Consider the following 23,055-nt stretch of genomic DNA (forward strand, 5'->3'; position numbering starts at 1 on the left):
ACATTTCATTATCATCATACCGCATTTATACCAAACATACAATTGCCATTCCGTGCAAAAAAGCGGCAGGTAATAAAGCAAAGTGCCATGGGGTATACTGAGGGAAAGCGGCGTCTGCCGCAGGCCCGCCGTGCGGAAACATGAATGCAAAGGAAGAAGCTCCATGAACGTTATCCCTCATATTCTTTTTACAAGCCTGTTCTCCATCATCGTACTGTTCCTGCTCGCTAAGCTTATGGGCAACCGCCAGGTCAGCCAAATGAGCATGTTTGATTACGTAAACGGTATCACCATAGGCTCCATCGCGGCGGAGTTCGCCACGAGCCTGGAGGACGACTACTGGATGCCGCTGACTGCCATGGTCGTATATGGCGTCACCGCCGCTCTGATCTCCTATATTACCTGCAAATCTATGGCGGCGCGCAAATTCATCAACGGCAAGCCCGTTGTCCTGTATGAAAACGGAAAGCTTTACGAAAAAAACCTGGCTGCGGCCAAGCTGGACATCAATGAGTTCCTAACACAGTGCAGGACAGCGGGTTATTTCGACCTTGCCGATCTGCAAACCGCTATTCTGGAGACCAACGGCCAGGTGAGCTTTTTGCCGCTGGCCGCCCAGCGTCCCGTTACGCCGGAGGATCTCCAAATGACTCCCGATCCGGAACGTCCCTGCGTAAACGTCATCCTGGACGGAACCGTTATTCCGAAAAATCTGAAATACACCGGCAACGACGACGTATGGCTGAAAAAGCAGCTTGAGGCGCAGCATGTGACAAGGATCGGTGACGTTTTTCTCGCTACCGTAAACGCGCAAAACGAGCTGGCTGTCTATCCCCGTACCGGGGAGCGCGTGGCGCACGAGATGTTTGAGTAAACAATATGCCCCGTCCATCCGCGTCATTCCTTTTTACCGCTTGCACTGTTGTTTTCCCCATCATATAGCCTGCCTCAGCAATTGGGATATCCCTTTGTTGCGAAAGAGAAGAAAAACAGGCGGCAGAATTTTCTGCCGCCTGTTCTGTTGAAATCTTATTTGAAGTAACGGGCCAGCAGACCGGCAAACGCTTTGCCATGGCGGGCCTCATCACGGGCCATCTCATGCACGGTGTCATGGATGGCGTCCAGCCCCAGCTCCTTGGCCTTTTTTGCAAGGTCCATCTTACCGGCAGTCGCGCCGTTCTCGGCCTCTACACGCATTTCCAGATTCTTTTTCGTGCTGTCCGTCAGGACCTCACCCAGCAGCTCGGCAAACTTCGCAGCATGCTCAGCTTCTTCGTAAGCTGCTTTTTCCCAATACAGACCAATCTCCGGATAACCTTCACGATGTGCCACGCGCGCCATAGCCAGATACATGCCCACCTCGCTGCACTCGCCGTTGAAGTTCATACGCAGACCCTCGATGATTTCAGGATCGACGCCCTTGGCAACACCCACAACGTGCTCGGCAGCCCAAGTCATTTCACCTTTCTGCTCAACAAACTTGGAAGCCGGCGCCTTACAGACCGGGCAGAACTCCGGAGCAGCCTCACCCTCGTACACATAACCACAAACAGTGCAAACAAACTTAGACATAACTTGTTTCCTCCAGCATTATTATATTTTTGTTGTTTCATTGAAAGGCATTGCTGCCGTGTCTATAATATATCATGCTTCCCAATTGGTGTCAAGTATTTATTGATAAAAAATATCAATTATTTTTGAAACCTTTGGAAACCAAGCTTTTCCAGCGCCGGCACAAGCGCCTTCAGCCCCACCGACGTCAGCGCCCCCATCCCAAGGCCCGAAAGCAGCAGGACAGGCGCATAATACAATGTATAAACAGATTGAGTCATCAACAGGTTGATGACCAGCAGCTGCCCAAAATTATGTGTGATCGCGCCGCACACGGAGAGTATGAATACCGAAGGCCTGCTCCTGAAAAGGCACAGGACAGCCATTACGCCAAGCGACAACAAACCGCCGCCGAGGCTCAGCGCGCCGGCCATCGCACCGCGGGTGAGCAATACAAAAAAGCTTTTGAGCAGAACAAGCGTGAACGCGCTGCCGCGCCCCAGAAAGAACAGCGCATACATCACAACCACATTTGCAAGACCCAGCTTCACGCCAGGCGGCAGCCCCAACAGCGGCGTGAGCGTCCCCTCCAAAAAAGAAAGCACCACGGACAGAGCAAACAGAAGCCCCATCAACGCCACGCGGCGCGTCTTTTCATTGCGCAGAACACTCACCTTCCTTTTCCGGCGATATGCACGAACCGCTTTTACAAAAAGACAACATGGTAAGCCCCCTCTGCTTCTGCTGCCAATTCAAATGAAGCCTGAAGTGCTTTGGAAACATACAGTGTGTTGTCCTCATCCAGAAGCAGGCCTTCACCGCCTGTCTCGAAATATTCCAGCGCCTTTTCCCTGCCCTGAACAAAAAGGGCCGTGGACCAGAAATCCGCCTCCGCACCATTTTCACAGAGAATGCCTATGGAAACGATATCGCTTTGCGCCGGTCGCCCTGTCGCGGGGTCCAGAATATGATGATACCGCACACCATCCTGCTCAAAATAACGTTCGTATCCTCCGGAGGTGCAGAAAACCGCATCCCTGATTTCAAATGACGCCAGCGAGACCGATTCCTCCTCTTTCGGATCACGAAAGCCCAGCCGCCACGCTTCACCGTCCGGCTTTACGCCCCGTGCGTAAATGCTGCTCCCGCCAAGCCAGCACAGCGCCGCACGGATGCCATATTCGTCATAAACCTCTTTCGCAACGTCACAGGCTGCTCCTTTGGCGATACCGCCCAGATCTACCGCCTGGCCGGGACGCTGCAGACGCGCCGTTCCGGATTCAAGAAGCAGGCCTCTGTCATCCACCAACGGCAGCAGCGCGTCGATTTCATCCTGCTGCAGCACCCGCGGCGCATCCGTGGTAATGCCCCATGCCAGTGCAAGCGGCGCGATTGTAAGTTCAAACGCTCCGCCCGCCTGTGCACTGAGTGTTTTCGCCTGCGAGAGCAATGCGTATGTCTGCGCCTCGACCGCCACAGCCTCTCCGCTTCCGGCAGCCGCGTTCAAACGTGCAATATCACTCCCCTCTTTATATACAGAAAGCCGGTTCTCCATCTCACGAAACGCCTGTTCCGCCGCCGCGATGGCTTTTTCTCCGTTTGGACCGTAGACCTTCTGGTCCGCCACAGCATCCATGACAAATGTCGCCGAAGTGTGGCGGACGTTTTGCCGGGACAAATTATAATATAGAAGCCCACCCGCGCACACCACTGCTGCAGCACACGCTCCGGCGATCATTTTTATTGCTTTTTTCATACGAATCTCCTTTGGCTGATAGTACGATTGTAGGCAAGTTTGCCCGTTCTGTCAAGCGTCCGCCGCATGCCGGTTTTGCTGTGTATAAAATGTAAAGATTCTGCGCACACTCCCAGAAAGGCCTTGCAAATATTACCAGATTCGTGTAAGATGGTAACAACAATTTTTCTCAGGAAAGGAACCGATTATGAAACGTTTTTTTGCTGGTTTATTGGCAGTTTGCCTTGTGGGCGCCGCGTTTGCCGGCTGCAGCGGCAGCAGCGCAAATTATAATGTGAACGATGTTGCTTCCGCAGTTGAAACGGTGGCTAAGATCGAAAATCCGCTGGACATTACCGAGGATGACCTCACCTATGAGTTCGGCGTAGATATGGACAAGGTCGAGGAGTTTTCCGGCCAAAAAACGGGCGTGGCGAATACGGCGGGTACGGTGCTTGTCGTGAAGGCTTCTGCGGGCAGCGTGGACGACATCAAGGCTGCGCTGGAAAATTACAAAAACGGTCTTGTTTCCGTGAGCGAGAATTATCAAAATGATTTTCCCGAAGCATACCAGCAGGTCTCTGACGGCCGCGTCGTTGCAAAAGGCGATTACGCTGTATTGGCCATCGCGGCTGCGGGCGTCGATTACACCGAGGTCGATGCCGCGATCGACGAGGCTTTGAAATAAGCATTTACAGGCCCCGCAAAGCCGGTACCTCCGGGGTACCGGCTTTGCTTTTTGCCGCGGGAATGTCCGGCGGCGCAATGTTTCCAAACAAGGAGTGAAAGCATGGTCTTCAGCACCGTACTGTTCCTGTTCCGTTTTCTGCCCATCACACTGGCACTTTATTATCTTGCGCCCGCAAGGCTGAAAAACACCGTTCTGTTTTTGTGCAGCCTCGTGTTCTATTCTTGGGGCGAAGTACGCCTGTTTCCGGTAATGGCAGCCGCCATTCTAATCAACTATACTGCAGGCCTTGGCATTGAACGCTTCAAAGACAGCGCCGCTGCGCGACGCGGCTTTTTATTGTTCAGTATCATCGGCAGCCTTGGCATGCTGTTCTTTTTCAAATACACCGACTTTTTCATCAACAACATCAACGCCGTAATAGGAACGTCCATTCCCCTCCTGCGCCTGACTCTGCCGCTCGGCATCAGCTTTTATACATTCCAGACGATGAGCTATTCCATTGATGTATACCGCGGCGATGTGAAAGCCGAGCATAATCTGATCAACTTCGGCGCTTATGTGGTCATGTTCCCGCAGCTCATTGCCGGGCCAATCGTGAAATACAGCGATGTAGCGGAACGGCTCCACATTTTAAAGGGCCGTGTCACGATGGACCGCATCGACGAGGGCATCTCACTGTTCATCTTCGGGCTTGCCAAAAAAGTGTTGCTGGCCGACGGTATCAGCGCGCTTTGGTACGACGTGATCGGCCATGATGTAAACGGCGTATGGGAAGCAGGTGTTGGATTGTCCAACGCGTCTACACCTCTGGTGTGGCTTGGCATCATTTCCTATGCCCTGCAGATCTACTTCGATTTTTCCGGCTATTCTATGATGGGCATCGGCATGGGCAAAATGCTGGGCTTTGATTTCCCGGACAACTTCAATCTGCCTTACATTTCGCGCAGTATCACTGAATTTTGGCGGCGCTGGCACATCACACTGTCCAGCTGGTTCAAGGAATATGTATATATCCCCCTTGGCGGCAACCGCAAGGGTCTGACTCGCCAGCTGTTCAACATTTTTGTAGTATGGTTCCTTACCGGCTTCTGGCACGGAGCAAACTGGAACTTCATCTTCTGGGGCCTCTATTACTGTGTGCTGCTGATGATTGAAAAAATCTGGCTGCTGCCGCACCTGAAAAAGGGCAAGGTCTGGCCGCACATTTACACGATGCTGCTTGTCATTGTGGGCTGGGCGCTGTTCGTCGGCAGCGACAAAGGCGTTTCGCTCGGGCTGCTGCTTCAAAAGCTGTTCGTGCCCTCGGGCGGCGTTTCACCGCTGTACTTCCTGCGCAACTACGGCGCTCTGCTCATTGTCGGCATTTTGTGCGCTACGCCTCTTCCGCAGAAGCTGTATGAAAAATTCAAAACGAACACGCTGATGCGCGGGCTGGTTCTTGCGCTGATTTTTGTTGTGACCATCGCCTATATGGTGGACGCCACGAACAGTCCGTTCTTATATTTCCGCTTCTGACAAGCGGTCACTGAAAAAAGAGGGAGCGCCGCAGCCAATAACCATATGGAAACGGCGTTGGCCGGTTTTGCACAGCAAAACCGAGATGAAATCGAGGAGGCGCCGCGACCAATACCCTATGGGAGCGGCGTTGGCCGGTTTTGCACAGCAAAACCGAGATGAAATCGAGGAGGCCCCGGAATGATCCGCAATTTATGGCAGGAGCTGAAAAAGTTCCCCATCGTTCTGCTTTTTCTCGCCTTTTTGTTCTGCTTTTCCATCCTGGACGCACTCTGGCCCAAGCGGGAATTTTCCGAGTTGGAGAACCGGAAGCTGATGCAGCCGCCCAAGCTCACTCTTGCGGGGGTTCTTTCCAAAGACGATCCCTGGATGGCCAAATATACTGAATACACCAAAGACCAGTTCATTTTCCGTGACGGATGGATCGACCTGAAAAGCCGCGCGGAGGCAATGCTTCTCAAAACGGAAAACAACGGCATCTGGTTCGGCAAAGACAATTATCTCTTCCCGAAATTTCTTGCCGTCGGCGAGCGCTTTGAAAAAAATCTCGACGCTGTTGAGCGCATGGCGCAGCGCCATCCCGGCAAGGTGAGCGTTATGATCGCGCCCTCATCCAGCCTTGTGCTTTCTGAAAAGCTGCCCTGGCAGGCACCTGTTGCGGATGAGGATATCTATCACGACAGCATCGTCGAACGGCTGTCCGGCCAGGCGGCGGTGTATGACCTGCGAAAAACACTGCGCGCCCATGGTGATGAATACATTTTCTACCGTACCGATCATCACTGGACAAGTGAAGGCGCTTACCTTGCATATGAACAGTTTGCAGGCAGCAAAGGCCTTCCGCTGTTTGACCGCTCGGCCGCGAATGAAAAAAAGGTCGAAAACTTTTACGGAACAAGCTATTCCAAAGCCCGCAACTACGACGTGGTGCCTGATACCATCACGTATTACGATCTGCCCAACCAGCTGACTGTCTACACGGCCAACGCAGACGGCAGCGAAAGCGGCGAAACCGGCCCGCTGTACAACACCGCCGATTTTGAAACACGGGACAAATATAAGGCATTCCTGCGCGGCAACAACGGTTATTCTGTTCTGGAGGGCAACGGCACAGGCAGTATCCTCATCATCAAAGACAGTTATGCCAATGCTTTCATTCCCTATCTCGTCGAGGATTACGCCTCTATCGGGATTGTGGACTTCCGCTATCTCAATAAAAAAGTGGACAGTCTGATCGAACGCGGCGGCTACGATGAGATCCTTGTGCTGTTCAGCTTCCAAGGCTTTATGGACGACATGACGCTGGCGGCGAAAATTGCCACGCCCTGAGGAAATAGCGCCTAACCAAAAACGCCTGCGCGGTTTATCCGTGCAGGCGTTTTTACTGTTCTTAATTCTGAAAATCACAGTTTTTCAATGGCCGAAAGCAGCATTTCGCGCAGAACGCCGGGATTCCCCTGCCCTCTGCTGGCCTTCATACACTGGCCCACAAGGAAGCCCGCAACATTGGTCTTGCCGCCCTTATAATCCGCCACAGCCTTGGGGTTGTTCGCCAGAACATCGTCTACGATCTTACCCAGCGCTCCCGAATCGCTGATTTGAGCAAGCCCCTTTTCTTCCACGACCTTGGCCGGAGGAACATCCGTCTCAATAATCACGTCAAGCACTGTTTTTGCAGCTGTGTTGGAGATGGTGCCTTTTTCGATCAGAGCGATCATCTCCGTCAGATTTTCTTTTGTCAGGGCTGTATCCGTGATCTCAATGCGGCGCTCGTTCAAAATCTTTGCAATATCTCCGATCATCCAGTTGCAAATGAGCTTCTTATCACAATTGCCAAGCGCCACACAGGCATCAAAAAACTCCGAACGTGCACGGTTGGAGGCCAAAAGTTCCGCATCCACCGGCAGCAGGCCATACTCTTTCACATAGCGCAGCGCCTTAGCCACTGGCAGTTCAGGGATGGAATCCTTCAATTCCTGAACGTGCGCTTCACTCACTTCAAACGTGAGCAGATCGGGGTCTGGGAAATAGCGGTAGTCCTGCGCATCCTCTTTCGAGCGCATCACATAGCTTTTGCCCTTGGCATCATCCCAGCGGCGGGTCTCCTGTTCGATAACGCCACCCTTCCTGATGACCTCGATCTGCCGCTGCGCCTCATACTGGATGGCGCGGTACACCGCGCCGAAGCTGTTGACGTTTTTCATCTCGGTTCGAGTGCCGAATTCCTTCTGTCCGCGGGGACGCACAGAGACGTTCACGTCTGCGCGCACACTGCCCTCCTGCATCTTGGCGTCTGAGATGCCGAGATAAAGCAGGATGTTTGTAATGGCTTCCATGTACGCCTTTGCTTCCTCCGCACTTCGCAGGTCCGGCTCGGAAACCATCTCAATGAGCGGCACGCCGCAGCGGTTGTAATCCGCCAACGTTCCGTCAAAGGAATCATCGTGAATGAGCTTGCCCGCATCCTCTTCGATGTGGATGCGCGTGATACCGATGCGCCGTACGTCGCCATTCACAAGGATGTCCAAATAACCGTTTTCGCACAACGGAACGTCAAACTGGCTGATCTGATATGCCTTGGGAAGGTCCGGATAAAAATAGTTCTTGCGGTCATTTTTACTCACACGGTTGATAGAGCAGTTCAGCGCATGGCCCATTTTTATGGCGTAATCCACCACCTGCTTGTTCAGCACCGGCAGCGTGCCGGGCATCCCCATGCACACCGGACAGCACAATGTGTTCACCTCTGCGCCGAAAGCATTTTTGCAGCCGCAGAAAATCTTGGTCTCGGTGCACAGCTCGGCATGCACCTCAAGGCCGATCACTACTTCATAATCCCTGTTTATCATCTCGTCACAGCTCCTTTACCGCAAAACCGCCCCTGGCAGTCTCGTAAGTTTTCGCAACGCCCAGCAATTTTGCCTCGCTGAACTTCGGCCCGATGAGCTGCAGGCCGATGGGCAGGCTGCCCGCGCCGAACCCGCAGGGTACGCTGATGCCCGGCAGGCCCGCGATATTCACGGTAACAGTGCAGATATCCGAGGCATACATCTCCAGCGGGTCGCTCGTCTTTTCACCCAGGCGGAACGCCGTGGTAGGCGTAGTAGGCGTGGCAATGACGTCGCATTTCCGGAATGCATCTTCAAACTCCTGCGCGATCATCCGCTGCAGCATCTTCGCGCGTTTGTAGTACGCGTCATAATAACCGCTGGAAAGCACATAGGTGCCCAGCATGATGCGGCGTTTTACCTCCGCGCCAAAACCTTCGCTGCGCGTAGAAAGATAAAGATCGTTCAAATTGCCCTCGCGATTGCCTGAATAGCCGTATTTTACGCCGTCATAACGCGCCAGATTCGAAGACGCTTCAGCGGAGGAAATGATATAATAGGCCGAAAGAGCATAATCCGTGGAAGGCAAAGAAATTTCGACGATTTCAGCGCCCAGCGCTTTCAGGTCATCCACTGCCTTCCATACAGCGGCCTTATTCTCCGCGCTGACGCCCTTTCCGAAGTACTCTTTCGGCACACCGATGCGCAAGCCCTTAACGCCCGTCGTTATGCCCGGGAAAGCATATTCCTTGCTGGTCGCATCATGCGCCGCGTCTCTGCCGCAGATGGCGCTGAACAGCAGCGCCACATCGTCCACTGTACGGGCGAACGGCCCGATCTGGTCCAGCGAAGAAGCAAACGCTACGAGGCCGAAGCGCGATACCGCGCCGTATGTAGGCTTGAGGCCCACGATACCGCACAAACCGGCTGGGCAGCGGATGGAACCGCCGGTATCGGAGCCGAGGGAAAGCGGCACCTCGCACGCAGCCACACTGGCCGCGCTTCCGCCGGATGAGCCGCCCGGCACACGAGTGGTATCCCAAGGGTTTTTCGTGGGCTTGAAATAAGAATTTTCGCACGAACCGCCCATGGCAAATTCGTCCATGTTCAGCTTGCCGGGGATTACCGCGTCTGCGGCCGCCAGCTTCTCCACTACCGTCGCATTATACGGCGGCACAAAATTCTCCAGCATCCGGGAGGCACAGGTCGTTTTCAGGCCCTTGGTACAGATATTGTCCTTTATCCCCACAGGAATGCCGGCCAGCACGCCCAGCGTCTCCCCTCTGGCGATTTTTTCATCCACTTCCTTTGCCTTCGCACGCGCGGTATCCGCCGTTACGGACAAAAACGCGTCAACCTTCGGCTCTACCGCGTCTATGCGCGCGAGCGTGTCGTCCAGGATCTCGCACGCGGTCACTTCTTTGCTGCGCAGCAGGGCGGAAAGCTCTGCCGCTGATTTTTTATACAGTTCCATTGTATGCCCTCCTCACTCTACGGTCTTCGGCACGACGATGCAGCCCGCAACGGCCTGGGGCACGTTTTGCAGCATTTCATCCCGCGGATACGAGGGCACAACGGCATCCTCGCGCAGCTCCATGACATTGCCCGGCTCCAGCAGCGTGGCCGCACTGGGGATCTCCGGCAGATTCTCCACCATCGCAACGATACCGGAAAGCTCTTTTTCAAACGCTTCCACCTGTTCCTCCGGGATCTTCAGCATCGCAAGCTTCGCGATGTGCCGTACATCGATTTCCATATTCCATTCCTCACTTTTATCAGAATTGTTCGGGCGCCCCGCACAGCGCGGCGCTTAAGGTGTCAGCTTTCAATCGTATCGCGCTGCGCTTGGAGCATCGCAAGAAATTCTTCCTCGCTGATAACAGGGACGCCCAGCGACTGCGCTTTTGTCAGCTTGGAGCCCGCCGCCTCGCCCGCGAGCACATAGCTCGTTTTCTTAGAGACGGACGACGACGCCTTGCCGCCGTTCTGTGTGATGAGCGCTTCTGCCTGCGTGCGGGAAAGCGTGGGCAGCGTGCCGGTAACCACCAGCGTTTTGCCCGCCAGACGGTCTGTCTTTTTCGGCCCGTTGTAGCGCATATTGACGCCAGCCTCCCGCAGACGGCGCACCAGATCCTGCGTACCATCTTTGGCAAAAAAGTCCAGCACGCTCTCGGTCATCACCCCTCCGAAGCCGTCGATCGCGTTGATTTCTTCCTCCGCCGCGGCCTGCACCGCCTCCATCGTAACGAAATGCTCCGCCAGCAGTGCGGCGCCCTTACTGCCGATATTGCGGATGCCCAGAGCAAACAGAAGCTTGTCCAGCCCATTCCGCCGCGAAGCGGCGATAGCCGCCAGAAGATTTGAAACGGATTTTTCCTTGAACTTATCCAGTGTGATAAGCTGTTCCGCTGTAAGGTCGTAAATATCTGCGGCGGTATGCACAAGACCGCGTTCCACAAGCTGCCTGGCTACTGCCGGGCCGAAGCCGTCGATGTCCATTGCAGCCCGGGAGGCAAAATGGATGATGTTGCGCAGCGTCTGGGCCGGACATTCGGGGTTTGTACAGCGCAGGGCCGCCTCATCTTCCATGTGCGACACCGGCGCACCGCACGAGGGGCACGCCTGCGGCATCTCGAACATCTGCGCATCCGGAGCATGCTGTACTACAGCCACCACTTCCGGAATGATATCCCCCGCCTTGCGCACGCGGATCACATCCCCGATGCCGACGCCAAGTTGCCGGATGAAATCCTCGTTGTGCAGGATAGCCCGGGAAACGGTCGTTCCCGCCAGCAGCACCGGTTCAAACACAGCCGTCGGCGTCAGCACGCCTGTGCGCCCGACAGAAACCTCGATATTCAGTAGCTTTGATTCTTTCTCTTCGGGCGGATATTTGAAGGCAACGGCCCAGCGCGGGAACTTATTCGTGCTTCCCAACGCATCGCGCTGTGCAAAATCGTCCACCTTCACCACTGCACCGTCAATGTCATACGGCAGCGTACCGCGCAGCGCGCCGATGGCTTCGATTTCCCGGAGCACGTCATCGATATTACAGAAGCGCGCATGCCGCGGAGATACCGGAAACCCCAGCGAGGCCAGGTAGTCCAGGCTTTCCTTGTGGCTGTGCAGCGTCATTCCCTCGATACGCTGCAGATTGAACACAAATACGGACAACCCACGGCCGGCAGTGACGGCGCTGTCCTTTTGACGCAGCGAACCCGCCGCCGCGTTGCGCGGGTTTTTAAATGGCTGCTTATCGCTGAGCTCCTGCTCCTCCACCAGCTTCAAAAAAGCATCGCGGGGCATATATACTTCTCCCCGCACTTCCAGAAAGTCCGGCGCTCCGTCTGGCAAGCGCTTCGGGATATCCTTTATCGTCGCGAGATTCTGCGTTACGTCTTCCCCCACAATGCCGTCGCCCCGGGTGGAGCCCCGAACAAAAACACCATTCCGGTATTCCAGGCTGATGGAGAGGCCGTCTATCTTTGCCTCCACCACATACTGCGGCGCCAGACCGGCTTCCCGCATTCGCGCGTCGAATTCCCGGACTTCATCCAGTGAAAAAACATCCTGCAGGCTCTCCATTTTTACAATGTGCGTCACTTTTTCAAAGCGGCCGGAGGCAACGCCGCCAACATGCTGCGTGGGGGAGCTTTCGTTCACGAATTCCGGATGTTCCGCCTCCAGCGCTTTCAACTCGCGTGTCAGCGCATCGTACGCATAATCATCCAGCTCCGGCGCATCCAGGTCATAATACAGATGGTTGTGATAATCGATTTTTTCTTTCAGGGCCGCATAGCGCTCCCGCGCCTCTGCAATCTCCAAGATACCACCTCAGTCGCATAGAAATACAGTTAATAGTATAGCATAAAACAGCGCCATTGCATACAGCGCGCACGGATAAAATTTACGAACCGGATGCGTAAAATTGCGGCACTTTGCCTACGATCAGCGTCTGGGCGATGCACACTTCATTTTCCACCGTTACGCTTGTGGAATACCCGGGCAGGATGGCGCTCATTTCCACTGTGAAACGGATGAAGATGCGGTGCTGTGTCTGGTTGATGCCCGCCGTCTCCAGTGTGTCCACGATCGTGCTCTGCACAAAGGATGCCGGCACCACCTGCAGCGGGATGTCCGGCCCTCGCCCCGCCATGATCTGCCAGCCCAGAAGCGTGCCCAGCGGGATGCGCACATCCTGTTTTGGGACGGAGAGGAGCCGGTTGGCCACGGCGTCTGTCAGCCGCGTTTTCAGGCGGTTTACTTCTACGGAATTGATTTCGATGGCAGATACCGTGCCATCCGGCGCTTTGTCCACTTCCACCAGTGCCTGTTCAATATCCTGCACCTCATTCAATTCTTCCATCACCGCCTCGTTCATAGCCAGCACGGAAACCACGCGGCACTGGTACTGCGCCATTGTGGTGATCACCGGACGCAGACGGTTGTCCAGTACGGAAAACACGGCAAATGCCGCGCAAAACACCAAAAACAGCCGAAACAGTATGACACGTCTTTTGGACACGGTTACAGCAGGCCTCCGAAAACGCCGCATTTCAGCCCCCTCCTTCCCTGTTGCAGTAATACAGTATATTCACGGCGGGGGCAAATCGTGTTTTTGATGCAAAAAAGCAAGGGTGCCGCCCGAAAAGCAGCACCCTTGCCGTTTTTTACAAATTAAATGGAAATCGTGGAGCCGATGTCCAGCAACGTTGTATCAATGGTCTTGTACATGGAAAGAGCCACAGAAATATCGTAGTCAACGATAGACTCGGCCTTTGTTGCGACCACACGGTTATAGATTCCCTTGCGCAGAAGCTCCACGGCATGGTAGCCCATACGGCTGGCCGTGACACGGTCACGCAGTGTGGGCGAGCCGCCGCGCTGCACATGGCCCAACACGGTAGCGCGGGAGTCGATGCCCGTGCGGGACTGGATCTCGTTTGCCAGGTCCTGCGCATGGCCGACGCCCTCGGCGATGATGATGATGAAATGCTGCTTGCCGGTTTTCTGCGTGGCCTTCATCTTGGCGATGACGTCGCGCTCCAGGTCGTACGGAACCTCAGGGATCAACGTTACAAGCGCCCCCACCGCGATGCCTGTGTTCAGCGCGATGTAACCGGCATTGCGTCCCATGACCTCCACAACACTACAGCGGTCGTGGCTCTGTGTGGTGTCGCGCAGCTTGTCGATCATTTCCACCGCGGTATTCATGGCCGTATCATAACCGATGGTGTAATCGCTGCAGGCGATATCGTTGTCGATGGTGCCCGGAAGCCCCACACAGGGAATCCCCTGCGCCGCCATATCTTTGCAGCCGCGGAATGAGCCGTCGCCCCCGATGACCACAAGCGCGTCAATGCCGTTGTCACGGCAGGCCTGCGCGGCTCTTTGCTGCCCCTCCAGCGTTTTAAACTCCAGGCAGCGGGCCGTATACAAAATGGTGCCGCCGCGATGGATGATCTCGGAAACGCTGCGCAGGTTCATATCAATGATATCTCCCGTCAACAGACCATTGTAGCCGTGACGAATGCCCTTTACACTATATCCGCGCATAATCGCCGTACGCACGACGGCGCGGATGGCGGCGTTCATGCCCGGGGCGTCGCCGCCGCTGGTCAGCACGCCGATGGTTTTGATTTCGGTTGCCATGGAAAAACCTCCTTCAAATATTCAAACACTCTAGTTACCCATTATAAACAGATGTTGCATCAAATTCAAGCCGCTTCGTTAAAAAAATCACCTTATTTTACTTTTACATTACCGGCTCCCAGTACCCGCTCCAACTCGGAGACCAACAGGTCGCTCTGTGTGCACCAAAGGCTTTTAGGCGCAAGCATGCGCTGTTTTGTATCCTCGAAGTACATATAAACAGGGAAATTGCCCTCGAATATCTGGAGCAGGTTCTTCGTCTCCTCAAAGCTCTCGCTGCGCATGGACGAAAGTTTCAGCCATAGTCCGTTTTTTGTACTTTTGATGTCAGTTTTTATCTTATCGGGCTCATATCGCTCTACGTCCACAATGGAATCCGCAATCAGCTTGCTGGGTTCATCTTCTTTATAAGACACGCGCCCTTTGATCACCACTACGGCGTTGTCATGCACAGCTTCAGAAGCAGCCAGAAGGACCTTCGGAAACGCAAGCACTTCCATGGAGCCGCTCAGGTCCTCCACCGTGATGAACGCCATCATGCCGCCCGCTTTGGTATTGATCGTCTTGGTGCGCACCACCGTGCAGACAAGCGTCACATTCTGCTCATCATAGGCATGCGCATTCTCTCCCACAAGCTCGCTGATGCGGCATGTGGACACCTTTTCGATCACCGGACGGTAATGGTCCAGGGGATGCCCGGACAAGTACAGGCCGCTCACTTCTTTCTCCATCTGGAGCAGGATGTCATAAGGATATTCTTCCCCGCTGTCCGGCAATTTATAGACGTTCCGTCCAGACTCCTGTTCACCGTCCAGAGCGCCGAACAGATCGATCTGCCCGTCCAGATTCCGCCTCGCTTCACTCTCCACACTTTTGAGGATGCCCTCCACGCCGTCCATCATGGAACGCCGCTTGGCCTCCAGATTGTCGAACGCCCCGCTTTTGATCATACTTTCCACCGCGCGGCGGTTGATCTCGGTGCCATGCAGACGCTTGCAGAAATCATACAGGCTGCGGTACGGCGTGCCGCTGCGCTCACGCACAACGGTAGCGATCAGGTTCCTCCCCACATTTTTCAGCGCCAGCAGGCCGAAACGGATATCCTTTCCCTCCACCGTAAAGCCCGCATCGCTGGCGTTGATGTCCGGCGGCAGCACGCGGATGCCCATACGCTGGCATTCAGCGGTATACTCGATCACCTTTCCCGTGTTGTCCAGCACGCTCGTCAGCAGGGCTGCCATGAATTCACGTGGATAATGCCTTTTCAGATAAGCGGTTTGGTATGCCACCACCGCATAGGCCGCCGCATGCGCTTTATTGAAAGCATAGGATGCAAAGCTGGACATATCGTCAAAAATGGCATTGGCCACTGTTTCGGAGATCCCGTTTGCCACACAACCGGCGCACTCGTGCCCCGGCTCGGTGTTGCCGTGCACGAAATGCTGGCGCTCCTTTTCCATGACATCGTGCTTTTTTTTGCTCATGGCGCGGCGCACAAGGTCGGCCTGCCCGTAAGAAAAGCCCGCCAGTTCACGGCAGATCTGCATCACCTGCTCCTGATAAACGATGCATCCGTTGGTAACGTCCAGAATATGCTCCAGCTGCGGCGTTTTATATTTTACATTGCCCGGATTGTGCCGGTTCGCAATATACGTTGGAATAGACTCCATCGGGCCCGGACGGTACAGTGAGATAATGGCGATGATGTCCTCCAGGCTTTTGGACTGCAGGCCCATCACCGCCTGCGTCATGCCGCCGGATTCCATCTGAAACACGCCCTCTGTCTCGCCCGCGTTGAGCATGGCGTAAACGCGCTGGTCATCATAAGGAACCGCGTCCATGGAAAAGCCCGGCTCGCGCTTTCGGATCATTTTCTCCGCATCGTCAATGACAGTGAGCGTACGCAGGCCAAGAAAGTCCATTTTCAGCAGGCCCAGCTCCTCAATTGTGGTCATCGTAAACTGAGTGACAGGGTTGCCGTCGTTGGTTGCGAGAGGTACGTATTCATCCGCTGCCTCACGGGTGATGACTACGCCCGCCGCATGCGTGGACGCATGGCGCGGCATGCCTTCAAGCTTGAGGGACATATCGATGAGCTCTTTCACCTGCGGGTCCGCATCGTAGCGCGCCTTCAGCTCCCTGGAGATGGAAAGCGCCTTGGTCAACGTCATTTTCGGCTCCATCGGCACCAGCTTGGCAATACCGTCCACCGTGCCGTAGGGCATGTCCAAAACGCGGCCTACGTCGCGGATGGCAGCGCGCGCCGCCATCGTACCGAAGGTCACGATCTGCGCCACATGGTCGGCGCCGTACTTGCGGATCACATAGTCGATGACCTCCTGACGGCGCTCGTAACAGAAATCGATGTCAAAGTCCGGCATCGAGACGCGCTCCGGGTTCAGGAAGCGTTCAAACAGCAGATTGTACTTGATGGGGTCGATATTGGTGATACCTACACAGTAGGCCGCAAGGCTTCCCGCACCGGAGCCGCGTCCCGGGCCCACGGGGATCCCCTGGCTTTTCGCATAGTTGATGAAATCGAACACAATCAGATAATAGTTGATATACCCCATGCGGTCAATAATGGATATCTCGTAGTCCAGCCGGGCGCGTATATCCTCCGGCACGTCCGCACCGTATCGCCGCAGCAGACCGTCCCGGCACAGCTTTACAAAATACTCTTTGTTGTCCATGCCGTCCGGCGCCACAAAATACGGCAGCTTTGTCACGCCGAATTCAAAATCAAAGCTGCACATCTCTGCGATTCGGTTCGTGTTTTCACAGGCTTCGGGCCATGCGCTGAACAGCTCGTACATCTCGTCGGTGCTTTTGACGTAGAACTCATCCGTGCCGAATTCCAGTACGTCATCGTCATTCACCGTCTTGTTTGTCTGGATGCAAATGAGAATGTGCTGCATCCTGGAATCTTCTTTTTCAAGATAGTGGGCGTCGTTGGTGGCGACCAGAGGAATGCCTGTTTCCCGGGAAAGCCGCACAAGCAGGGGCAGCACCGTGCGCTGCTCGTCCAGCCCATGGTCCTGTATCTCAATATAATAGTTTCCTTTGCCGAACAGATCTTCATAGTACCGCGCAAGATTCTTGGCTTTTTCATAATCCCCTGCCAATAAAGCCTGAGGGATTTCGCCCGCAAGGCAGGCGGAGAGACATATCAGCCCCTCATGGTACTCTTCCAGCAGCTCGTGGTCCACACGCGGCTTGTTGTAAAAGCCTTCCGTAAAGCCCACCGACACCATCTTGATAAGATTTTTATAGCCCGTCTCGTTTTTGCACAGCAGCACCAGATGGTTGGAGCCGTCGATGCGGTTCACCTTGTCGAACCGTGTACGTGTGGCGACATACACCTCACAGCCGATGATGGGTTTGACCCCCGCCTTTTTGGCGGCTTTGTAAAAATCCACGCAGCCGTACATGACGCCGTGGTCGGTGATGGCAACAGCGGTCTGGCCCAGCGCTTTCACGCGCTGCATCAGCCCCTCAATGCGGCATGCACCGTCCAAAAGGCTGTATTCGGTATGCAGATGCAGATGTGTAAAGTTTCTTGCCTTTTCAGCCATTCCTTGTCCTTTCTTTCAGGCTTTCCGCCGTTTGCTCCAGTTTTTTCATTCGGTGCGAAAGGCCCGATTTGCTCAGCGGAGGGCGGACCAGCCCGGCCAGCTCCTTGAGGGAAAGGTCCGGGTTTTGCTCCCGCAGGGCGGCGGCTTCCCGAAGCGGCGCGGGCAGCGTTTCGAACGCGCCGCGCTTTTTCAGATAAGCGATAGCCTCCAGCGTCTGCCCGCTGGCAGACACGGTTTTATCGATGTTTGCCGTTTCACAATTGGTAATACGATTGGCTTTGTTTCGAAAATCCTTGTACACCTTCAGGTTCATGATCTCCAGAGCCGCGCCGGAAGCTCCCATGAATGTGAGCAGATCCTCGATCTGCTCGCTTGCTTTCAGATAAAGCACATTGGAGCCTTTGCGCCGGGTGTGCTTAGGCGCGAAGCCATGGCCCATCAGCAGTGCTTCGAAATCCAGGATCAGGTTGTAGCGCACCGATAAAAATTCCAGGTTATATTCCCTCTGCGGGTTTGTAATGGTGCCGCAGCACAAAAAGGCCGCGGCAACAAACGCACTCACGCAGTGTTCACAGGTAAAGTTTCTGCTGTTGATGCGCAGGCTCGGCTCTTCGCCTGTATGTCCGAACAGGGCCAGCATCCGCCGCACCTCGCCCGGCTCTTTCACCGCGAATTCATAAACGCGGCTTTCCTCGCTCCCCTTAACATAAATCTTTCCCGCCACGCCCGCGCGGGCAAACATTTTTTTCGCGTACTGCGCTACGGCGATCTGTTCCGTGTGCAGAACAACGCCACGGGTGTCAAAATATTTGCCGAAGCACGCAAAGCCATAGGCAGCTGCAACGGCGCAGCAGCTGCCGCCCGCTTCGCGCGCAATGATCTCTTTTTTTACGTCCTGGGAAAAGCTCACGACGCGTCCTCCTTGCCCGGGCTGCGCCGGGTTATGTATGGGTGCGCTGGACATCCCGGTGTTCCACGACCGGATGGTACCCCAACTTCTTGACAAACGCGGCCAGCATCTCCGCAAAGGCGATGGAACGGTGCTTGCCGCCCGTGCACCCCACAGCGATAGTAAGCTGGCTTTTGCCCTCTTTCACATAGAGCGGCAGTGCGTATCCTACAAGGTCCTCCATGCGCTGCAGCAGGCCGTGCGCCTCCTCAAACTGCATGATATATTCCACAACCTCTTTGTCCAGGCCGGTTTTGTTTTTCAGCTCAGGGATATAAAACGGGTTGGGCAGGCAGCGGACGTCAAATACGATATCCGCCTCTTTGGGCTGGCCGTATTTGAAGCCGAAGGACGTCACCGTGAGCGCCATCGCGTCCGAGGACCGGTTCACAAACAGAGAGACCACGCGGTCCTTGAGCTGAGCCGTGGAAAACAGCGAGGTGTCGATTTTATAATCCGCCATTTCATACAACGGCGCCAGAATCTCCCGTTCCTGCAGAATGGCTTCATCCGTGGATACCTGAGACGCGATGCTGATGGGATGGCGACGGCGCGTTTCCTTGTACCGCCGCTCCAGCACATCGTTGCGCGCGTCCAAAAACAATATTTTATAGTTCACCCGCCCGGCTTTCAGCTGGCCAAGCGCATTTAGAATATCCTCGGAGGATTTTCCGCCCCGGATGTCCAACACAACAGCCACGCGCTCCAGCGTATTTTCACTCTGCTGGGCAAATTCCATCAGCTTCGCCAGAAGATTCGCCGGAATGTTATCGATGCAGAAAAAGCCGATGTCCTCCAGCGCGTGCATTGCCAGCGATTTGCCCGCGCCCGAAAGCCCGGTCACGATCAATAGGTTCATACGTCCCTTTACCCCATTTTTATTTTACGACTCTGACTTCCTTTTCCAGCCGGAAGCCCGTTTCGTCTGTCACGATCTTGCACACTGTATCCGCAAGGCACAGTACATCCGCGCAGGTGGCGTTGCCCGTGTTCACAATAAAACCGCAGTGCTTTTGGCTCACCTGCGCGCCGCCGATGGCGTATCCCCGCAGCCCGCACTGGTCAATGAGCGCTCCGGCATATGCGCCCTCCGGGCGCTTGAACGTGCTGCCCGCACTGGGCATATCCAGCGGCTGTTTCTCCATGCGGCGGCGGGCGTAATCCGCCATCCGCTCCCGGATGGGGCCTGTGTCGTCTTCCCGCAGCGTAAACGTCGCGGACAGGATGCACCACGGCTCGCGCTCAAAAACAGATGTGCGGTATCCAAGCTGCAGCTCGCCGGCCTGAAGTGTCCGCTCCGCGCCGGTTTCATCCAGAAACGTTGCGCAGGCAAGCACATCCTTTATCTCGCCGCCGTAAGCGCCCGCGTTCATATATACGGCGCCGCCCACACACCCTGGGATGCCGTAGGCGAATTCCAGGCCGGACAACCCTTCGTTTGCGGCCGCGATGCACACCTTTGAGAGAGCGGCCCCTGCCTGCGCCGTCACAGAGAGCCCGTTGCATTCGATGTTCCCCAGCACCTCGCCGATGTGGATGACCACGCCGTCGAACCCCTCGTCCGCGAACAGGATGTTCGTGCCCTTGCCCAACAAATAATACCGCACGCCCGCCTGGCGGCAGACGGCAACGGCCCGCGCGAGCTGCCGCTTATTCTGCGGCTCACAGAACAAAGCCGCCGGGCCTCCGATCTGGAAGCTGGTATGGCGCGAAAGCGGTTCGCGGGCAGCGCATGGGATGGATGCCTGGCGGAAAGCCGCAGCGATCTCGTTCAAGTGCTCCATGGGGAATCCCTCCAAAATCATTGATGCTGCGTGGCAAGCCCGGCCGCACCGATAATGCCCGCGTCATTGCGCAGCTTTGCAGTGACGATTTTCGTACGCCGCATGCCCTCTCGGGCGTAATCTTCCTGGTCCACTACCGCCTGCACGGGCGCAAGAAGCGTATCGCCTTCCTTGGATACGCCGCCGCCGATGCATATGATCTCCGGCTGAAAGATATTGATCAGGTTCGTCAGGCCGCAGGCAACGTATTCCACAAAGTTTTGCACCACCTGCGTGCCCAGCGCATCGCCCGCACGCATCGCGTCAAAAGCCGTCTTGGCATTCACGCGCGCAGGGTCGCCGTGCACATAGCTCCACATGATGTTATCCTTATGCTGTTCCATCGCGGCCAGTGTATCCTCAGCCAGCGCACGGGCGGAAGCATATTTTTCCCAGCAGCCGCGCCGCCCGCACATACAGGGGCGCCCGCCCTTGACGATAACCGTATGCCCGATCTCCGCGCCCGCGGAGTTGAAGCCGGAAAATATCTTTCCGTCGATGATGATGCCGCCGCCGATGCCCGTGCCCAGCGTAACGGCAATGGCGTACTTTGCTCCCTGCGCCGCACCTGCGATGTATTCGCCGTAGGCTGCGGCATTTGCATCGTTCTCAATGTACACGCGGCACGGCAGCAGCTTTTCCATTGCCGATACCAGCGGCCAGTTGCGGTAGCCGAAGTTGGCGTTGAACTCCACGACGCCTGTATGCGGGTTCACACTGCCCGGCGTGCCGATGCCCACGGATTCGATCTGCGTGGCCATGTCCAGTCCTGCCCGCTGTGCGAGCTGGCTGCACAACGCGGCGATCTCCGCTTCCACCTCATGTTCAGGCCGCGGCAGATTTGTCTTGCAGGAAACGCTGTCCACGATATGATGTGCTTCATCTACAAGGCCCGCCTTGATATTTGTGCCGCCCAGGTCGACACCGATGGTATATATTTTCATTCTTCTTTACTTCCTTCCAGCAGGTCTGCGACCGGCTTTTGATGTTCTTTCAGCACAGTGATCAGGTTTTCCCGGCTTGCGTTCACCACAAGCTCCTCCGGAAAATGGATCTCGCGCAGCATGGGCAGCACCGTATCGAACTGGCCCAAATGATAAATGGAATGCGCGTCGGAATTCACGGCGATCTTTGTGCCGTTGCGTTTGCAGGCAAGCGCAAGCTCACGCATGTTTTCCTCGTTGCCCGGACGGACAACAGCGGAATTCGCGTTGATCTCGACCACCTTGCGGCAGCGGGCAAAAGCCTTTGTCACGGCGTCGTAATCATAGCGGTGCCTGCGGCTTTCCGAATGGCCGATGCAATCCACATAAGGGCTTTGCGCAACGTTCAGCCACAGCTGCGTGGCTTCGTCCTCAGAAAGCGAAGGGCATAATGTATCGCTATGGATAGACGCGATCACCCAGTCGAGCTGCATCCGCTCAAATTCCTGCGGCTCGATGTCAAGACTGCCGTCTGTGCCGCGCACATTCGCTTCCACTCCCTTGAGCAGCCAGATGCCCTCGATGCGGCTGGGAAGCGTTGTCAGATTGTAAAAATACCAAGGGTGCGGCGCGTCCGGCATAGACGGGCCGTGGTCGGTGAGCGCCGCGGCAAACATCCCAAGCTCACAGGCGCGCCGCGCCATCTCCGTGACGGTATTGAACGCATGGTTCGATACCATTGTATGCATATGAAGGTCTGCAATGATATTCATGAAGGAATTTGTTTCTCTTTCTCGTTAAATTCATGTAAGCAGCTCAGCGCAGGGACGGATCATCCTCGTCCAGCCCCAGGCGGGCAAGCAGCTCGCGCGCCGCATTGTAGCCCATTTTTTTCTGGCGGTTGTTGATGGCCGCCGCCTCCAGGATCACGGCCAGATTGCGGCCGGGCATTACGGGTATCACCGTGCAGGGCAGTTGGATGCCCATAATATCCGTCGTATCTGTCTCAAGGCCTGTGCGACTGTAATTCTTGGTCTTGTCCCACGGCTCCAGCTCCACCACAAGATCCACTTTTTCGCTCATCTTTACCGCGCCGCTGCCGAATACGCGCGCCACATTGATGATGCCCACTCCGCGCAGCTCGATAAAATGGCGGATGTTTTCCGGCGCTGTACCCAAGATCGTGCGGTCAGACACACGGCGCAGCTCCACCGCGTCGTCCGCAATCAGCCGGTGCCCGCGCTTCACGAGCTCCACGGCTGTTTCGCTCTTGCCGACGCCGCTCTCGCCCAGGATGAGAATGCCCTCGCCGTAAATCTCTACAAATACGCCGTGCCGCGTGATGCGCGGCGCCACCTCGACGCTCAGGTTCGAAATCAGCGCGCTCATCAGACTGGATGTATTTTCTGTGGATCGCAGCACGGGTACTTCATACTGGGAAGCGAACTCCAGCACCTCGTCGAACACGGAAAGGTTGCGCGTTACGATAAGCGCAGGCGGCTTTGCCGCGAACAGCGTGTGGATATGGCTGCGGCGTTCGCTTTCCGGCAGCGTGGTAAGATAACCCACTTCGGCGTTGCCGAATATCTGGATGCGGGTGGGATCAAAGTATTCGTCATAGCCTGTCAGCAGCAGGCCCGGGCGGTTCACATCCGCCGTATAGATAGGGATATTTTTCAGCTCCGTGGGAGTGTAGACCACTTCCAGGCGCAGCTTTTCCACGACCTTGTCCAAAGAAACACTGAACTGCGGCATAGGAACGTCCTCCTTTATCCTATAGGATTCCATTGATAATTCTATTATATATGATTGG

At 55.5% G+C, this 23,055-nt stretch carries 20 protein-coding genes; 4 read left to right on the forward strand and 16 right to left on the reverse strand.

Translation table 11 applies throughout. The features are described from left to right. The first annotated feature begins 163 nt into the window (after positions 1 to 163). Complete coding sequence (locus TQ39_RS01030; RefSeq protein ID WP_050004237.1) at positions 164 to 874, forward strand: DUF421 domain-containing protein; 711 nt, start codon at positions 164 to 166, stop codon at positions 872 to 874. Between the two features lie 155 nt (positions 875 to 1,029). Here the strand turns inward: TQ39_RS01030 and TQ39_RS01035 are convergent, their stop codons facing one another. The 3 genes from TQ39_RS01035 to TQ39_RS01045 all read right to left on the reverse strand — a co-directional run bounded on the left by TQ39_RS01035 (position 1,030) and on the right by TQ39_RS01045 (position 3,307). Continuing rightward, positions 1,030 to 1,572, reverse strand: a complete 543-nt coding sequence (locus TQ39_RS01035) for an NADH peroxidase (RefSeq protein ID WP_009325791.1) — start codon at positions 1,570 to 1,572, stop codon at positions 1,030 to 1,032. A 119-nt stretch (positions 1,573 to 1,691) separates the two neighbouring features. After that, positions 1,692 to 2,225: a Gx transporter family protein gene (locus tag TQ39_RS01040; RefSeq protein ID WP_009325792.1), complete on the reverse strand. Its 534-nt coding sequence runs from the start codon at positions 2,223 to 2,225 to the stop codon at positions 1,692 to 1,694. Positions 2,226 to 2,257: 32 nt separating this feature from the next. Beyond that, positions 2,258 to 3,307: an FAD:protein FMN transferase gene (locus tag TQ39_RS01045; protein WP_009325793.1), complete on the reverse strand. Its 1,050-nt coding sequence runs from the start codon at positions 3,305 to 3,307 to the stop codon at positions 2,258 to 2,260. 187 nt (positions 3,308 to 3,494) lie between these two features. On the opposite strand from TQ39_RS01045, the gene TQ39_RS01050 reads away from it, so the two are divergent. From TQ39_RS01050 to TQ39_RS01060, 3 genes are all read left to right on the forward strand, one after another. Then, positions 3,495 to 3,974 carry a DUF4358 domain-containing protein gene (locus tag TQ39_RS01050; protein WP_009325794.1) on the forward strand — a complete coding sequence of 160 codons (480 nt, stop codon included), beginning with the start codon at positions 3,495 to 3,497 and terminating at the stop codon, positions 3,972 to 3,974. Between the two features lie 102 nt (positions 3,975 to 4,076). Beyond that, complete coding sequence (locus tag TQ39_RS01055; RefSeq protein WP_050004238.1) at positions 4,077 to 5,492, forward strand: MBOAT family O-acyltransferase; 1,416 nt, start codon at positions 4,077 to 4,079, stop codon at positions 5,490 to 5,492. A gap of 180 nt (positions 5,493 to 5,672) precedes the next feature. After that, positions 5,673 to 6,821, forward strand: coding sequence for a DHHW family protein (locus TQ39_RS01060; RefSeq protein ID WP_050004239.1), 1,149 nt, complete (start codon positions 5,673 to 5,675; stop codon positions 6,819 to 6,821). Between the two features lie 74 nt (positions 6,822 to 6,895). Here the strand turns inward: TQ39_RS01060 and gatB are convergent, their stop codons facing one another. The 13 genes from gatB to hprK all read right to left on the reverse strand — a co-directional run bounded on the left by gatB (position 6,896) and on the right by hprK (position 22,997). Then, a complete protein-coding gene (gene gatB / locus TQ39_RS01065) occupies positions 6,896 to 8,341 on the reverse strand; it encodes an Asp-tRNA(Asn)/Glu-tRNA(Gln) amidotransferase subunit GatB (protein ID WP_050004240.1) in 1,446 nt (481 codons plus the stop codon). Between the two features lie 4 nt (positions 8,342 to 8,345). After that, positions 8,346 to 9,794, reverse strand: a complete 1,449-nt coding sequence (gene gatA / locus TQ39_RS01070) for an Asp-tRNA(Asn)/Glu-tRNA(Gln) amidotransferase subunit GatA (protein ID WP_050004241.1) — start codon at positions 9,792 to 9,794, stop codon at positions 8,346 to 8,348. A gap of 12 nt (positions 9,795 to 9,806) precedes the next feature. Continuing rightward, a complete protein-coding gene (gene gatC, locus TQ39_RS01075; protein ID WP_009325799.1) occupies positions 9,807 to 10,076 on the reverse strand; it encodes an Asp-tRNA(Asn)/Glu-tRNA(Gln) amidotransferase subunit GatC in 270 nt (89 codons plus the stop codon). Between the two features lie 62 nt (positions 10,077 to 10,138). After that, positions 10,139 to 12,145, reverse strand: coding sequence for an NAD-dependent DNA ligase LigA (gene ligA / locus TQ39_RS01080; protein WP_050004242.1), 2,007 nt, complete (start codon positions 12,143 to 12,145; stop codon positions 10,139 to 10,141). Between the two features lie 82 nt (positions 12,146 to 12,227). Next, positions 12,228 to 12,845 carry a sporulation protein YunB gene (gene yunB, locus TQ39_RS01085; RefSeq protein WP_158557607.1) on the reverse strand — a complete coding sequence of 206 codons (618 nt, stop codon included), beginning with the start codon at positions 12,843 to 12,845 and terminating at the stop codon, positions 12,228 to 12,230. Between the two features lie 152 nt (positions 12,846 to 12,997). Further along, the gene (gene pfkA / locus TQ39_RS01090) at positions 12,998 to 13,972 is read right to left on the reverse strand and encodes a 6-phosphofructokinase (RefSeq protein WP_009325802.1); all 975 of its coding nucleotides are present in this window, start codon (positions 13,970 to 13,972) and stop codon (positions 12,998 to 13,000) included. 92 nt (positions 13,973 to 14,064) lie between these two features. Further along, a complete protein-coding gene (locus tag TQ39_RS01095; protein ID WP_050004244.1) occupies positions 14,065 to 17,547 on the reverse strand; it encodes a DNA polymerase III subunit alpha in 3,483 nt (1,160 codons plus the stop codon). Next, positions 17,540 to 18,457 carry a DNA-binding protein WhiA gene (gene whiA / locus TQ39_RS01100; RefSeq protein WP_050004245.1) on the reverse strand — a complete coding sequence of 306 codons (918 nt, stop codon included), beginning with the start codon at positions 18,455 to 18,457 and terminating at the stop codon, positions 17,540 to 17,542. The genes TQ39_RS01095 and whiA overlap by 8 nt, the downstream gene beginning before the upstream one ends. A gap of 31 nt (positions 18,458 to 18,488) precedes the next feature. After that, positions 18,489 to 19,355, reverse strand: a complete 867-nt coding sequence (rapZ, locus tag TQ39_RS01105) for an RNase adapter RapZ (protein WP_050004246.1) — start codon at positions 19,353 to 19,355, stop codon at positions 18,489 to 18,491. 19 nt (positions 19,356 to 19,374) lie between these two features. Continuing rightward, entirely contained in the window at positions 19,375 to 20,280 is a 906-nt protein-coding gene (gene murB, locus TQ39_RS01110; protein ID WP_050004247.1) for a UDP-N-acetylmuramate dehydrogenase, read from the reverse strand. Between the two features lie 17 nt (positions 20,281 to 20,297). After that, positions 20,298 to 21,263 carry an ROK family protein gene (locus tag TQ39_RS01115; RefSeq protein ID WP_050004248.1) on the reverse strand — a complete coding sequence of 322 codons (966 nt, stop codon included), beginning with the start codon at positions 21,261 to 21,263 and terminating at the stop codon, positions 20,298 to 20,300. Further along, the gene (locus TQ39_RS01120) at positions 21,260 to 22,015 is read right to left on the reverse strand and encodes a phosphatase (protein ID WP_050004249.1); all 756 of its coding nucleotides are present in this window, start codon (positions 22,013 to 22,015) and stop codon (positions 21,260 to 21,262) included. The genes TQ39_RS01115 and TQ39_RS01120 overlap by 4 nt, the downstream gene beginning before the upstream one ends. Before the next feature lie 43 nt (positions 22,016 to 22,058). Beyond that, positions 22,059 to 22,997 (reverse strand): HPr(Ser) kinase/phosphatase, encoded by a 939-nt coding sequence (gene hprK / locus TQ39_RS01125; RefSeq protein ID WP_009325809.1) that lies wholly within the window; start codon positions 22,995 to 22,997, stop codon positions 22,059 to 22,061. Positions 22,998 to 23,055: the final 58 nt, after the last annotated feature.

It is taken from the genome of Ruthenibacterium lactatiformans, from assembly GCF_000949455.1.
GTDB classification, from domain to species: domain Bacteria; phylum Bacillota; class Clostridia; order Oscillospirales; family Ruminococcaceae; genus Ruthenibacterium; species Ruthenibacterium lactatiformans.